Annotated in this window: 16 protein-coding genes; 8 read left to right on the top strand and 8 right to left on the bottom strand. The window is 56.9% G+C overall.

The window, feature by feature from the left end; all coding sequences use genetic code 11:
• Positions 1-182 precede the first annotated feature (182 nt).
• On the top strand, positions 183-968 hold the full coding sequence (gene ygiD / locus B3797_RS01670) for a 4,5-DOPA dioxygenase extradiol (RefSeq protein WP_311790206.1): 786 nt from the start codon (positions 183-185) through the stop codon (positions 966-968).
• 31 nt (positions 969-999) lie between these two features.
• Here the strand turns inward: ygiD and B3797_RS01665 are convergent, their stop codons facing one another.
• From B3797_RS01665 to tolC, 3 genes are all read right to left on the bottom strand, one after another.
• Positions 1,000-2,160, bottom strand: coding sequence for a glutathionylspermidine synthase family protein (locus B3797_RS01665; protein ID WP_311790205.1), 1,161 nt, complete (start codon positions 2,158-2,160; stop codon positions 1,000-1,002).
• Between the two features lie 7 nt (positions 2,161-2,167).
• Positions 2,168-2,839, bottom strand: a complete 672-nt coding sequence (locus B3797_RS01660; protein ID WP_311783787.1) for a DUF1190 family protein — start codon at positions 2,837-2,839, stop codon at positions 2,168-2,170.
• Between the two features lie 141 nt (positions 2,840-2,980).
• Entirely contained in the window at positions 2,981-4,447 is a 1,467-nt protein-coding gene (tolC, locus tag B3797_RS01655; RefSeq protein WP_311783788.1) for an outer membrane channel protein TolC, read from the bottom strand.
• 214 nt (positions 4,448-4,661) lie between these two features.
• Between tolC and nudF the strand changes: the two genes are divergently transcribed.
• From nudF to B3797_RS01625, 6 genes are all read left to right on the top strand, one after another.
• The gene (gene nudF / locus B3797_RS01650) at positions 4,662-5,297 is read left to right on the top strand and encodes an ADP-ribose diphosphatase (RefSeq protein ID WP_120454785.1); all 636 of its coding nucleotides are present in this window, start codon (positions 4,662-4,664) and stop codon (positions 5,295-5,297) included.
• A complete protein-coding gene (locus tag B3797_RS01645; protein WP_311783790.1) occupies positions 5,294-5,719 on the top strand; it encodes a DUF1249 family protein in 426 nt (141 codons plus the stop codon). Before nudF ends, B3797_RS01645 begins: the two co-directional genes overlap by 4 nt.
• Positions 5,720-5,764: 45 nt before the next feature.
• Positions 5,765-6,592 carry a 3',5'-cyclic-AMP phosphodiesterase gene (gene cpdA / locus B3797_RS01640; protein WP_311783791.1) on the top strand — a complete coding sequence of 276 codons (828 nt, stop codon included), beginning with the start codon at positions 5,765-5,767 and terminating at the stop codon, positions 6,590-6,592.
• A 3-nt stretch (positions 6,593-6,595) separates the two neighbouring features.
• Positions 6,596-7,177 (top strand): esterase YqiA, encoded by a 582-nt coding sequence (yqiA, locus tag B3797_RS01635; RefSeq protein WP_311783792.1) that lies wholly within the window; start codon positions 6,596-6,598, stop codon positions 7,175-7,177.
• A gap of 47 nt (positions 7,178-7,224) precedes the next feature.
• Complete coding sequence (gene parE, locus B3797_RS01630; protein ID WP_311783793.1) at positions 7,225-9,120, top strand: DNA topoisomerase IV subunit B; 1,896 nt, start codon at positions 7,225-7,227, stop codon at positions 9,118-9,120.
• Between the two features lie 76 nt (positions 9,121-9,196).
• Entirely contained in the window at positions 9,197-10,096 is a 900-nt protein-coding gene (locus B3797_RS01625) for a LysR substrate-binding domain-containing protein (protein WP_311783958.1), read from the top strand.
• 51 nt (positions 10,097-10,147) lie between these two features.
• Here B3797_RS01625 and B3797_RS01620 read toward each other — a convergent pair whose 3' ends face one another.
• A complete protein-coding gene (locus B3797_RS01620) occupies positions 10,148-10,456 on the bottom strand; it encodes a putative quinol monooxygenase (protein ID WP_120454774.1) in 309 nt (102 codons plus the stop codon).
• 31 nt (positions 10,457-10,487) lie between these two features.
• Positions 10,488-11,069, bottom strand: coding sequence for an NAD(P)H-dependent oxidoreductase (locus tag B3797_RS01615; RefSeq protein ID WP_120454772.1), 582 nt, complete (start codon positions 11,067-11,069; stop codon positions 10,488-10,490).
• Positions 11,070-11,228: 159 nt separating this feature from the next.
• Between B3797_RS01615 and B3797_RS01610 the strand changes: the two genes are divergently transcribed.
• Positions 11,229-11,993 carry a transporter substrate-binding domain-containing protein gene (locus B3797_RS01610; protein WP_311783794.1) on the top strand — a complete coding sequence of 255 codons (765 nt, stop codon included), beginning with the start codon at positions 11,229-11,231 and terminating at the stop codon, positions 11,991-11,993.
• 119 nt (positions 11,994-12,112) lie between these two features.
• Here the strand turns inward: B3797_RS01610 and nadS are convergent, their stop codons facing one another.
• From nadS to B3797_RS01595, 3 genes are all read right to left on the bottom strand, one after another.
• Positions 12,113-12,403 (bottom strand): NadS family protein, encoded by a 291-nt coding sequence (gene nadS, locus B3797_RS01605; RefSeq protein ID WP_311783795.1) that lies wholly within the window; start codon positions 12,401-12,403, stop codon positions 12,113-12,115.
• 4 nt (positions 12,404-12,407) lie between these two features.
• Positions 12,408-12,743: a type II toxin-antitoxin system RelE/ParE family toxin gene (locus B3797_RS01600; RefSeq protein ID WP_311783796.1), complete on the bottom strand. Its 336-nt coding sequence runs from the start codon at positions 12,741-12,743 to the stop codon at positions 12,408-12,410.
• A gap of 267 nt (positions 12,744-13,010) precedes the next feature.
• Positions 13,011-13,169 (bottom strand): PRD domain-containing protein, encoded by a 159-nt coding sequence (locus B3797_RS01595; RefSeq protein ID WP_311790271.1) that lies wholly within the window; start codon positions 13,167-13,169, stop codon positions 13,011-13,013.
• Between the last annotated feature and the right edge of the window lie 197 nt (positions 13,170-13,366).

The raw sequence follows: 13,366 nt of genomic DNA, 5'->3' as shown, positions 1-13,366 counted from the left end.
CTCCTTAATGATAATCATTCGCATAAAATTAGCGATAACCCTACGAAACGTCGAGTTAATTTTGGTAAAGATGTGTCGGCCTTTTTTTATTCAAAATCACTGATGGACTTCATCACGTTTATGCGCGTTTCCGCCGCAGTTAAAGGGCGTATCGTTACCCGACAGAGAATAGGTGAGGATAAATGATGCAAACACGTATGCCCGCGCTGTTTCTGGGACACGGCAGCCCGATGAACGTGCTGGAAGAGAACCGCTATACGCAGGCCTGGCGTCAGGCGGGTGATACGTTGCCGCGTCCGCGCGCGATTGTCGCGGTATCGGCGCACTGGTACACGCGCGGCACGGCGGTCACGGCGATGAAAGATCCGCGCACGATCCATGACTTCGGTGGTTTCCCGCAGGCGCTGTTTGATACGCGCTATCCCGCGCCAGGTTCGCCTGCGCTGGCGCAGGAGATCGCAGATACGCTCGCGCCGGTAGAGGTGCGCCTTGACCATGAGTGGGGATTCGATCACGGCAGCTGGGGCGTGCTGATCAAGATGTATCCTGACGCCGATATTCCGGTAGTTCAGCTCAGCGTGGATGCGACGCAGCCGCCTGCCTGGCACTTTGAGCAGGGCAAAAAGCTGGCAGCGCTGCGCGACAGCGGCGTGATGATCGTCGCCAGCGGCAACGTGGTGCACAACCTGCGCAAGGTGCGCTGGGACGAAACGGCGGAGGCCTGGCCCTGGGCGCAGCGCTTTAATCAATTCGTGCAGAATAATCTGGCCTTTCAGGGCGACGCTGTCGCGCATCCGCTGGTGAACTTTATGCAGCATCCGGACGCAGCGCTGTCGAATCCGACGCCGGAGCACTACCTGCCGCTGCTCTATGTACTGGGTACGCGTCAGGCTGACGAGCCGGTAACTGTGCCGGTAAACGGCATTGAGATGGGTGCTATCAGCATGCTGTCGGTACAGGTGGGCTAAAAGAAAAGCGGGCCAGCGCGGCCCGCCTTGTTTACTCGATAAAGGCGTGAGGATAGAAGCGCGACAGATCCTGCGTGATCAGGTCGCGATCCTCGCGCAGACCTATGCCAGCTGGCTGATCGTCAATCAGCCAGCTGCCGATCAGCGTATAGCTGTCGCCGAACTTCGGCAGCGGGTAGAACTGCTGCACAATCATGCCTTCTTCGCCATAGGGCCCGTCGACGCGCGCAATCTCCTGACCGTTTTCCACGATGCGAATATTGGCACCTTCGCGTGAGAACAGCGGCTTAACCACATATTTATCCATGTGCGGCACGTTGTCTTCAGCGAAATAAGCGGGCAGCAGATTGGGATGGTTGGGAAACATCTGCCACAGCAGGGGCAGCAGCGCCTTGTTGGAGACGATGCTCTTCCAGGCGGGTTCCAGCCAGCGTACGCCCGCATCTGCCAGCTTGGTGGAGAAGATCTCGCGGAGCATAAACTCCCACGGATAGAGCTTGAACAGGTTGCTGATTACCTGATCCTGCACGTCGGTGAACTGCCCTTTATCACCGAGGCCGATGTCGTCAATGTAGAGAAATTCGTTCGGCAATCCAGCTTCGTTAGCGCAGTCCTGCAGATACTGCACCGTACCGCGATCCTCTTCGGTATCGCGGCAGCAGGCGAAGTGCAGCCACTGAAAGCCATGCTGCTGATGCAGCTCAGCGAAACGCTCGATAATCTTCTCCTGCAGACTGTTGAACTGATCGCTGCCCGCGGGCAGTTGCCCGGCGTTAAGCTGATCCTCCAGCCAGATCCACTGAAAAAAAGCCGCTTCATAAAGCGAGGTCGGCGTGTCCGCATTGTTCTCCAGCAGCTTTGCGTCGCCCTTGCCGTCCCAGGCGAGATCCAGACGCGAGTAGAGTGACGGCTGACGCAGCTTCCAGGAATCACGTACGAAATCCCAGGTGTGTTTCGGAATGCGGAATTTCTCCAGCAGCTGTTCGCTGCTGACCACTTTTTCCACCACCTGCAGACACATCTGGTGCAGTTCCGCCGTGGTCGCTTCCAGTTTCTCTATTTGCGCCAGGGTGAACTGGTAGTAGGCATCCTCGCACCAGTACGGCTCGCCGTGCATGGTGTGAAAATTAAAGCCATATTCCGTCGCTTTTGCGCGCCAGTCAGGACGCTCGTTAATCGCAATGCGTTGCATATCGGCCTTAGCCTCCCAGCGAGCGGCTGGAAGTGCCAGTGGCGCTGCTGCGCGCCATGCTGTTCTGCTTCGCGACCGTTTCGCCGAAGCCGCCGCGCGCAGTGGTAGTGGTGGTGGCCGGTTTCGGTGCCAGCGCAGTTTTCGGCACGTTCATGGTGCGGCCGGATGTGGCGGGGCCGTAGTTTTTACCCGACGCGTCAACAAACTGGCCGTTCGCCGGGCTGTTCGGCGTGCGCGGAGAAAAGAGCGGCTGCTGAGCGACGCCTGCGCCGCCGCCCATCAGACGGCCCATCATGTAGCCCGCCATCAGCGGCATCCAGAAACTGCCGCTCTGCTGCGCTTCGGCGTTCTGCGTCGTGCCCGTACCTGCCTGCGCTGGCGCCTGCTGGCACTGATTCTCGCCGAACTCCGCTACGCAGTCTTCGCGCGAGGCGTATTTCGGCGCGGTGCGTTCCGCTTCTTTCCGCGCGTTGTTGTAAGCCGCGGTGCACTGCGCGCTCTGGCCTGGATTGGCCTTGCTGCAGTCATCTGCGTTTTGATACATGGAGACCGTTTCATCGCTCTGCTCGCAGCCCGCCAGGGCAAATACCGCGGCAATGGCCAGTGCGACAGGCGTTAAATGTCGAGCCTGCCAGCTTTTACGAAAAGCGGCATGGCGAATATTTTTTGTCCGTTTCATATCTTTCATCCTGTGCCCAAAGGTGATGCTCAGGATAGGGGATCGCTGGTGGAAAATGAAGCTGAGGGCCTGATGAGGAAAGGATCTTTACGTTGTTATACGTTTAACGGCGAGACGGGCCGCAAAGCGGCCCGTAGAGGATTAATTGCGGAACGGATTCGCGCTGCTGCGTCTGGCGGCAGGGCGCGCCGCAGGGGTCGCAGGCTCTGCCGACGGGCCGTTATCGACGCGTGCGGTCTGCTGCGGATTTTCAGGCGCGACGCTTTCCGGCGACGTAGAGATCTCTTTGCCGAGCTGGCTGTTAAGCTGCTGCAGATCCTGCTCGTTCAGCGTACCCAGCGCATATTTGATATTCAGCTGGTTAATCAGATAGCTGTAACGCGCGTCCGAGAGCTGCTGCTTGGCGTTGTAGAGCGTCGTTGTCGCGTCCAGCACGTCAACAATGGTGCGCGTACCAACCTGATAGCCCGCTTCCATCGCATCCAGCGAGCTTTGCGCGGACACTACCGCCTGTTTGTAAGCCTCAATGCTGCTCACAGAAGCGTTCACGTTGTTATAAGAAGAACGCACTGTCTGCACGGCAGAACGATGCGCGCTCTCCAGCTGCTCGCTGGCGCTGACGTAGTTATACTGCGCCTGTTTCACCTGCGAGGTGACCGCGCCGCCGCTGTAGAGCGGCAGAGAGAAGCTCAGGCCCACCTGGTTGGTACCGCTGATAGAGTCGGTGCTGCCTGCGCTCTGGTTAGCGCGGCTGCCGCCATATTTGCTGTTCGACAGGCCGGTTGAAGCCGTCAGATCCAGCGTCGGCATATGGCCGGTTTCAGCGGAGCGGATCTGCTCGCGCGCCAGATCCTGGTTCAGACGCGCCGACAACAGGTTCAGGTTACGGCTCTCTGCCTGCTTCAGCAGCGCGCTGACCGCATCAGGTTTGGTAGTTTTAAAACGATCGATATTCAGCGACGCCAGCGAAAGGTACTCATTGCCGGTAATCTGACGCAGGGACTCGATCATATTGTCGAGGTTGTTGCGCGCGGTCACTTCGTTCGCCAGCACGCTGTCATACTGCGCGCGGGCGTTCTGGACATCGGTAATCGCCACCAGGCCGACGTTAAAACGCTGGGTGGTTTGATCCAGCTCGCGATAAATCGACTGTTTTTGCGCTTCGGTGTATGAAAGGGTGTCGATCGCCTTTAATACATTGAAGTAGGCGGTAGCGGTATTCAGGATTAAATCCTGCTGCGCGACCTGATAGGTCACGTCCTGAATGCCGGCAGCTTTTTCCTGCAGCGTCAGCGCGCGCCATTTTGACATATCAAAAATGGTCTGGGTTAATTGCAGCGATCCGCTGGTCGTGTTGGAATGAAGACCACTACTGTCGCGATAACCATTGCTGTAGGTGTAATCCGCGCCTAAACCTAACTGAGGCAACAAAGGACTGCGCGCTTCATTGATCTTTTCAAAGGCGGCGTCACGGGTGGCTGCGGAGCTACGTAAATCCGGGTTGCTCAGACGCGCTTGTTGATAGACCTGCAGCAGGTCCTCTGCCTGGCTGGCAAGGCTGAAACCGGCCAGGCTCAGCCCAATGAGAAGTGGGAGCAGTTTTTTCATTTGCATTCCTTTTGTTGCAGCAAATAACAGGGGTAGCGCTGCCGGATAAGCCAAAAAATAATCGCAGATTCTAGCAGAGTGCGACTGTGAGATAAGTTGGCTGAACGTGCCTTCTCTCCCTAATTTACGTAAATAATTCAGAAAGAACCACTCGGATGGAGCCTGTGGGTTGGCTTTTTGCCGCTCCGTCCCAATCTGCATAAGGAGTCCGACGATGAGCGGCGAAAAAAAATCCCCAGTGACTTTTACAAAAAACGATGTAGAAATTATTGCACGCGAAACCGCCTGGAAAGGTTTTTTTTCCATTGTTCGTTACCGGTTTCGCCATCGCCGTTTTAATGGCGAAATGAGCAACGAAGTGGTGCGCGAAGTTTTCGAGCGTGGACACGCCGCCGTACTGCTACCCTATGATCCCTTACGTGACGAAGTGGTGCTGATCGAACAGATCCGCATTCCTGCCTTTGACGTCAGCAAAACGCCCTGGCTGCTGGAAATGGTGGCGGGCATTATCGAGCCCAACGAAAGCGCCGAAGATGTGGTGCGACGTGAAGCCGTAGAAGAAGCGGGGCTGACCGTCGGTCGCGTTAAACCCGTGTTAAACTATCTCGCCAGCCCTGGCGGCACCAGTGAACGTTTATCGATCCTGGTGGGAGAAGTGGATGCCAGCCTGGCAAAAGGATGCCACGGCCTGGAGGAAGAGAATGAGGATATTCTTGTGCATGTGGTGAGCCGCGAACAGGCTTACCGCTGGGTGGAAGAGGGGATTATCGATAACGCGGCGTCCGTCATCGCCCTGCAATGGCTGGCGTTGCACTATGAAAAACTACGAGAAGAGTGGAAGCTAAAATGAAACAGCGCTATATCCCTGATTTCCCCGAAATGATGCGGCTCTGCGAAACCAATTTCGCCCAGCTGCGTCGTTTACTGCCGCGCAGCGACGAGGCTGGCGCGTCGGTGGTCTATCAGGTAAACGGCGCCCGCTATCAGTTGACCATAGAAGAGTCCACGCGCTATACCACGCTGGTGGAGATTCGCCAGGTGGCGCCTACCGTCAGCTACTGGAGTCTGCCGTCGATGTCGGTGCGGCTCTATCACGATGCGCTGGTCGCCGAAGTGTGTTCAACACAGCAGATCTATCGCTTTAAAGCGCGCTATGATTATCCCAATAAAAAATTGCATCAGCGCGACGAAAAACATCAGATTAACCAGTTTCTGGCAGACTGGTTGCGCTACTGCCTGGCGCAGGGCGCGATGGCGACGCCGGTCTGCTGATCGCACAGATAATGCATTATGCGGCGTGGAGACGAAGGAAACGCTTTGGATAGCCTGCTAACACTTCCTGCGGCGAATGGGGCCGGGATCAGGATTTTGCAAATCACGGACACCCACCTTTTCGCTGGAAAAAATGAATCGCTGTTGGGGGTTAATACCTGGGCGAGTTATGACGCGGTGCTGGACGCCATAGCGGCGCAGCAGCGCGACTATGATCTGATTATCGCCACCGGCGATCTCGCTCAGGATCACTCCGTCGAAGCCTATCAGCACTTCGCTGAGGGCATCACACGTCTGCCAAAACCCTGCGTCTGGCTGCCAGGCAATCACGATTTCCAGCCGGCAATGGTCGATACCCTGGCCGAGGCGAAGATCGCTGCGTATAAGCACGTGCTGCTCGGCGAACACTGGCAGCTGGTAATGCTCGACAGTCAGGTATTCGGCGTGCCACACGGCATGCTGAGCGACTACCAGCTGGAGTGGCTGGAGAAGACGCTGGCAGCCAGGCCGCAGCGTCACACGCTGGTGGTGCTGCACCATCATCCGCAGGCCAGCGGCTGCACCTGGCTCGATCAGCACAGCCTGCGCAACTCCCATCAGCTGGACGCGGTGCTGCAAAACTATCCTTTAGCGCGCACCCTGGTGTGCGGCCATATCCATCAGGAGATGGATCTTGTCTGGCGTGACCGCCGCGTGCTGGCGACGCCTTCTACCTGCGTGCAGTTCAAACCGCACTGCACCAGCTTCACCATTGATACCGTCGCGCCCGGCTGGCGCTGGTTTACGCTCTACCCCGATGGCTCTTTCGACACCGAAGTGGAGCGGCTGCAAACCGACGCTTTTCGGCCGGATCTGGATTCGGACGGATACTGACGCATGGCGGCGCTGCTCTATCTGCATGGTTTTAACAGCTCGCCGCGCTCCGCCAAGGCGACGCAGCTGCAGCAGTGGCTGGCGGCGACGCATCCGCATATCGACGTTATTGTGCCGCAGCTGCCCGCCTTTCCCGCCGACGCCGCTGCGCTGCTGGAAGAGAAAGTGATGGCGCTGAGCGGCCAGCCGCTCGGCTTAATCGGCTCTTCGCTGGGCGGCTATTTCGCCACCTGGCTATCCCAGTGCTTTATGCTGCCCGCCGTGGTGGTCAATCCCGCGGTGCGCCCCTTTGAGCTGCTGACCGATTATCTGGGAGTGAACCGGAATCCCTACACGGGCCAGCAATATGTGTTAGAGTCTCGCCACATTTACGATCTGAAAGTCATGCAGATTGACCCGCTGGAAGCGCCCGATTTACTCTGGCTGCTGCAGCAAACGGGCGACGAAGTGCTGGATTACCGCCAGGCGCTCGACTACTACAGCGCGTGCCGACAAACGGTGGAGCAGGGCGGTAATCATGCGTTTATCGGATTCGAGCGCTATTTCCCGCAGATTCTGGACTTTCTGGGTCTGAATCACGACTAACTCGCGGAAATTGCACATAATTTCACGCTTCTGATTAGAAATTTATCATGAGTCAATCAAGCTATAACGCGGATGCTATTGAGGTTCTGACCGGCCTTGAGCCTGTTCGCCGTCGTCCCGGCATGTACACCGATACGACGCGTCCTAACCATCTCGGTCAGGAAGTCATTGATAACAGCGTCGATGAGGCGCTGGCGGGCCATGCGAAACGGGTCGAAGTGATTCTGCACGCCGATCAGTCGCTGGAAGTAATCGACGACGGACGCGGCATGCCGGTGGATATCCATCCGGAAGAGGGCGTTCCCGCCGTTGAGCTGATCCTGTGTCGCCTGCATGCGGGCGGCAAGTTCTCCAGCAAAAACTACCAGTTCTCGGGCGGCCTGCACGGCGTCGGCATCTCCGTGGTCAACGCCCTGTCAAAGCGGGTGGAAGTTACGGTGCGCCGCAATGGCGAAGTGTATGACATCGCGTTCGAAAACGGCGAAAAGGTGCAGGAGCTGACCAAAACCGGCACTGTAGCGAAGCGCAACACCGGCACCAGCGTTCACTTCTGGCCTGACGAAAGCTTCTTTGATAGCCCGCGCTTCTCTGTGTCTCGCCTGACCCATCTGCTGAAGGCAAAAGCGGTGCTCTGTCCCGGCGTTGAGATTGTCTTTAAAGACAAGGTAAACAATACCGAACAGCGCTGGTGCTATGAAGATGGCCTGACCGACTACCTGTGCGAAGCGGTTAACGGTTTGCCGACGCTGCCGGAAAAACCCTTCGTCGGCAGCTTCTCTGGCGAGACGGAAGCGGTGGACTGGGCGCTGTTATGGCTGCCGGAAGGCGGCGAGCTGCTGACCGAAAGCTACGTCAACCTGATCCCGACCATGCAGGGCGGCACGCACGTCAACGGCCTGCGTCAGGGCCTGCTCGACGCCATGCGCGAGTTTTGCGAATACCGCAATATTCTGCCGCGCGGCGTGAAGCTGTCGGCGGAAGATATCTGGGATCGCTGCGCTTACGTGCTTTCGGTGAAGATGCAGGATCCGCAGTTCGCCGGACAGACCAAAGAGCGTCTGTCGTCGCGCCAGTGCGCCGCCTTCGTTTCGGCGGTGGTGAAAGACGCCTTCAGCCTGTGGCTCAATCAGAACGTGCAGGCGGCAGAACAGCTGGCGGAGCTGGCGATATCCAGCGCGCAGCGCCGTATGCGCGCGGCGAAAAAAGTGGTGCGTAAAAAGCTCACCAGCGGACCGGCGCTGCCGGGCAAGCTGGCCGACTGCACCGCGCAGGACCTGAATAAAACCGAACTCTTCCTGGTGGAAGGGGACTCCGCAGGCGGATCCGCCAAGCAGGCGCGCGATCGCGAATATCAGGCGATCATGCCGCTGAAGGGCAAGATCCTAAACACCTGGGAGGTCTCCTCCGACGAAGTGCTGGCGTCGCAGGAGGTGCATGACATCTCCGTGGCGATCGGCATCGATCCCGACAGCGAAGATCTCAGCCAGCTGCGCTACGGCAAGATCTGCATCCTCGCCGATGCGGACTCGGACGGCCTGCATATCGCCACGCTGCTGTGCGCGCTGTTTGTAAAACATTTCCGTTCGCTGGTGAAAGGCGGCCACGTTTACGTCGCGATGCCGCCGCTCTACCGTATCGATCTCGGCAAAGAGGTCTATTACGCTCTTGATGAAGATGAAAAAGAGGGCGTGCTGGAGCAGCTCAAGCGCAAGAAGGGCAAGCCGAACGTGCAGCGCTTTAAAGGGCTGGGTGAGATGAACCCGCTGCAGCTGCGCGAAACCACGCTCGACCCCAACACGCGCCGCCTGGTGCAGTTAACGGTGGATGAGAGCGACGTCGAGCAGACGCTGCGGGTAATGGATATGCTGCTGGCCAAGAAGCGCTCGGAAGATCGTCGCAACTGGCTGCAGGAAAAAGGCGATATGGCCGATATCGAAGTGTAATCATCGCGCTGCGGCGTCGCGCATCACTCAGGGCTGCGGCCCTGTTTAGCGCGTCCGCCGCGCAACGGAGTAGATGATGAAAGTCACGCTGGAAGAGCTGCGCGTGCTGGTGGCGGTGGCGGACTGCGGTTCAATCACCTCGGCGGCGGAGCTGCTGGATCAAACCAGTTCAGGCGTGAGCCGCGCCCTGAGCCGCCTCGAAGCTAAACTCAACAGCACCCTGCTGCACCGCACCACGCGGCGGCTGGCCTTAACCGAAGAGGGCCAGCTTTTCCTTACCCACGCGCGTCAGATACTGCTCTCCGTCGAGCAGGCGGAAGAGCAGATCGCCCGACGGCGAGAAACGCCGTCAGGCCGCCTGCGCATCAACGCTGCAGCCCCTTTTATGCAGCACGTTATCGTGCCGCTGATCGGCGCGTTCCGGCAGCGCTATCCACTGATCCAGCTGGAACTCAATACCGACGATATCGTTATCGATCTGCTGGAGCAGCAGACCGATATCGCCATTCGCATCGGCGAGCTGCGGGATTCGACCATGCGCGCCCGGATGCTCGGCAGCAGTAAGGTGCGGCTGCTGGCCAGCCCGGACTATCTACAGAAATATGGCGAGCCGCAGAGCGTCGAGGCGCTGGCACAACATCAGCTTATCGGCTTCAGCCAGCTGGAGATGCACAACGTCTGGCCCGTCTGGCAGCGCGAAGGCGAGCTGCTGCGCATTCAGCCGACTATCGCTGCATCCAGCGGCGAAATCATCCGTCAGCTCACCCTGGCGGGCCAGGGCATTGCACGCATATCTGACTTCGTCAGCCATCAGGATCTCGCCGAGGGCCGGTTAAAAGAGGTGCTGGTGCAGCATACGCACGACATCAGGCTGCCGGTGCATGCCGTTTACTACCGCAACGCGGAGCTGGCGTCGCGCATCACCTGCTTTCTTGACTTTCTCCATGAGGAGATCGCTTCGCAGGCGCGTTTCTGACAAAAAAAAGCCGCGGGCCCGGAGGCGCGCGGCGCGTGTCAGCGCGTTAAATCAGGCCGTAGGCTCCAGCACCAGAATCTTCACGTCCAGCACGTCATCTTTGATCTTTTCGCGATGCGCTTCCATATGCGGCATCTGCTGATGCTGCTCCAGGTGGCGCAGCGACTCCCACTGCTCCAGCATAAAAATGGAGTCGGGCGAATTATGCTTCCACGGCACCTGCGCCTGGTGATCGACCAGCGCGTCATACTGATGGCAGCCCTCTTCAGCCAGCACCATTGGGATAAGCGAAGAGATCGCCTCCAGCACCTTATTACGATGCCCTGGTTTAATACAAATCTCGGCAACTACCGTTAGCATTTACGTCTCCTGTTTACGGGCCCGCTTTCAGTTAAGCAAAGATCTCGCTGAGATGTGTCCGATAACGTGCGATATCGCGCGGCACGTCCGGCATCTTGATAACGTCATTGCAGATAAAGGTCGGCAGCGCCTCCATTCCCAGGAACTGGTTCGCTTTATGGAAGTGCAGATAGAGACCGTCGACGCCGACGCCTTCAAAGAACTGATCCGGATCGGTAAAGGCTTCCAGCGGCGCGTTCCAGGTGAGCGACAGCATATATTTTTTGCCCTGCAGCAGACCACCTGAACCATATTTTTTGCTGGCGTCGGCGCGCGAGCGACCATCGCTGGCGTAGAGCACGCCGTGGCCTTCGGTAAAGATTTCGTCGATATAGCGTTTTACCGTCCAGGGCTCGCCCATCCACCAGCCCGGCATCTGGTAAATAACCACGTCGCTGTCGCGATACTTTTGTACTTCTTCCGCGATCACGTAGTCGCTGTCGGCAACAGTGACGCTGACCTGATGCCCCAGGTCGCGCAGCTGGCTGGCCGCTACCTCGGTCAGGGTGTGGTTCAGCTCGCCTTTGGAGTGAGCGAAGGTTTTACCGCCGTCGATAATAAGAATGTTGCTCATTCGATAATCTCATCTGTGTTGCAATAGACGGCTACTTTACGCGCTCAGCGGCGGCGGAAAAATGGGATTCGGATCACAAGACTTTTGCGCTGGAAGCAATAATCGGGCGGGTTATGACACACTCTGTCCACACTCATCACGCCATACAGAAGAACAACAATGCGTAAATATCTTTTCAGCGCGCTGCTGCTGGCCAGCGGCATTGCGCAGGCGGACTCCCGTCTGGATCAAATCCTCGCCAGCAAAACCCTGAAGGTCTGCACCACCGGCGACTACAAGCCCTACACTTATCTGCGCCCGGATGGCCAGTATGAGGGGCTGGATATCGCCATGGCGCAGTCGCTGGCCGCCAGCCTTGACGCGAAAATCAGCTGGGTGCCGACCACCTGGAAAACCCTGTCGCAGGATTTCAAAGAGAAGCAGTGCGATATCGCGCTGGGCGGCGTGTCGGTGACGCTCAAGCGCCAGCAGACCGCCTGGTTTGCCCAGCCGCTCGGCGTTGATGGCAAAATCCCGCTGGTGCGCTGCGCCGATAAAGCGAAGTATCAGCGGGTTGAGCAAATCAACAAGCCGGAGGTACGGGTGATAGAACCGGCTGGCGGCACCAACGAAGCCTTTGTACACAGGCATCTGCCGCAGGCCAGCCTGCAGCTGGCGGAAAATACCACCATTTTCCAGCAGCTGGTGGATAAGAAAGCTGACGTAATGATCACCGACGCCTCCGAAGCGCTGTTCCAGCAGCAGCACTATCCGTCGCTGTGCGCCATTAATCCGCAGCAGCCGATGCAGTACGGCGAGAAGGCTTACATGATCCCGCGTGATGATATGAGCTGGAAGCTGTATGTCGATCAGTGGCTGCATCTCAGCACCGCCACCGGCGAATATGCGCAGATCGCACAGCAGTGGCTGGGCGTGATGAAGTAACAGCGCGCACGACATATCCCTACCGTAGCGGCGTGGTTTATTGCGACGCCGCTACGGATGGAGCAGCCCCTTACCTGAGCGCACCAATCAGTAAGTCCCGTAAGGGGCTTTTGGAAGGCTTAAGCTTCACGCAGTTCCTGAATGAATTCAGGCTTACGTTCTATCACTCTTAGTATTTTTAGAGCCAAACCTGACGGGCTTCTACGGCCCTGTTCCCACGCCTGAACTAACGCCGAGCTAACACCCATAACCGAAGCAAAATCATCCTGCTTCATGTGAGTGCTCGCACGTATAGCTTTAACATCAGGCAGCTCGAAGCGGGTCACACGCGCTGGCTCACGTTTACCCTGATGTATTTCTACAGCCTCTTTTGCGGAGGCCATCAGATCATCAAAAAGCTCTTTACGCATTGTCTTACTCCTCGTCGCCCTGGAAGCCAGCGATAACGGCTTTAAGCTGTGCTTTCTCAGAAGCGGTTAAACTGTCTTTCTCACTTTTCGGATAGATGAGCAACATGTAGAGCCTTCCAGCCGAATTGTAGAAGTAATATATAGCCCGGACCCCAGAACTCTTACCTGTTCCCTGTCTTGACCATCGAACTTTACGACAGCCGCCAGTGCCTACGATCAGATTCCCGGCTTCCGGGTTTTCGATGAGGAATGCCTGAAACTCTTTGTATTCATCATCTGACAGAAGAGACTTCAGCTCTCTCGTAAAGATCGACGTTTCAACGAACTCATAGTATTCCATGTCTGAACTCATCCCTTTCGCTGATGGTTGGATTTTACTCCTACGGGGTAGGACTTTCAACTGCAGCCAGACGATCGGCAATCGAGTAACTCATGGCCGCAACGATCAGCGCAATCATCGGCGAGATCCCGGTATGCAGTTGGCCTTAAATCCTCTGGCCGTACTGACTTTGTGGGCAATTTTCCGCTCCAGCGCCGCCTGGAAATAGACTCACAGATAACCCATTTCATTGTCGGCCTCCGGCGAAAGGGCAAATGTTTGTGCGGTCTACTGCGTCAGGGAAAATATCTTTTCCATCTCCTGCTTAATAGCGTCCAGCAGTAGGTTGCGAATATAAATATGGTATTTGATCCGGTTTAATAAAGGCTTTATATGTACGACTAAGACGTCAAATAATAAACGGTCGTGCGCTAATTCTTGCTGAATAGAATCGAAGGAAAGATCGATTAATTTGCAGATGACTTTAACCGGCTCAGCGGTGAAAAATGATTATGTAGCAATATCTGAACGCCACGCTCCTCCACCACAAGGTAGGAGGAAACGATAGCTCGATAAATAAGTAGTGCAAAAGCAATTTCATTAACCGGTGTTGTCGCGAAGTCAGTATTTGCATTCGGTCACCC

Source organism: Pantoea sp. UBA5923 (genome assembly GCF_002431095.1).
Taxonomy (GTDB): Bacteria; Pseudomonadota; Gammaproteobacteria; order Enterobacterales; family Enterobacteriaceae; genus Pantoea; species Pantoea piersonii.
Note: the sequence above shows the minus strand (reverse complement) of the source record. Positions and strands in the feature narration are given on the sequence as shown.

Coding starts and splice junctions, on each gene's coding strand:
- ygiD (WP_311790206.1), top strand. CDS start 183: ATGATGCAAACACGTATGCCCGCGCTGTTTCTGGGACACGGCAGCCCG.
- B3797_RS01665 (WP_311790205.1), bottom strand. CDS start 2,160: ATGCAACGCATTGCGATTAACGAGCGTCCTGACTGGCGCGCAAAAGCG.
- B3797_RS01660 (WP_311783787.1), bottom strand. CDS start 2,839: ATGAAACGGACAAAAAATATTCGCCATGCCGCTTTTCGTAAAAGCTGG.
- tolC (WP_311783788.1), bottom strand. CDS start 4,447: ATGAAAAAACTGCTCCCACTTCTCATTGGGCTGAGCCTGGCCGGTTTC.
- nudF (WP_120454785.1), top strand. CDS start 4,662: ATGAGCGGCGAAAAAAAATCCCCAGTGACTTTTACAAAAAACGATGTA.
- B3797_RS01645 (WP_311783790.1), top strand. CDS start 5,294: ATGAAACAGCGCTATATCCCTGATTTCCCCGAAATGATGCGGCTCTGC.
- yqiA (WP_311783792.1), top strand. CDS start 6,596: ATGGCGGCGCTGCTCTATCTGCATGGTTTTAACAGCTCGCCGCGCTCC.
- parE (WP_311783793.1), top strand. CDS start 7,225: ATGAGTCAATCAAGCTATAACGCGGATGCTATTGAGGTTCTGACCGGC.
- B3797_RS01625 (WP_311783958.1), top strand. CDS start 9,197: ATGAAAGTCACGCTGGAAGAGCTGCGCGTGCTGGTGGCGGTGGCGGAC.
- B3797_RS01620 (WP_120454774.1), bottom strand. CDS start 10,456: ATGCTAACGGTAGTTGCCGAGATTTGTATTAAACCAGGGCATCGTAAT.
- B3797_RS01615 (WP_120454772.1), bottom strand. CDS start 11,069: ATGAGCAACATTCTTATTATCGACGGCGGTAAAACCTTCGCTCACTCC.
- B3797_RS01610 (WP_311783794.1), top strand. CDS start 11,229: ATGCGTAAATATCTTTTCAGCGCGCTGCTGCTGGCCAGCGGCATTGCG.
- nadS (WP_311783795.1), bottom strand. CDS start 12,403: ATGCGTAAAGAGCTTTTTGATGATCTGATGGCCTCCGCAAAAGAGGCT.
- B3797_RS01600 (WP_311783796.1), bottom strand. CDS start 12,743: ATGGAATACTATGAGTTCGTTGAAACGTCGATCTTTACGAGAGAGCTG.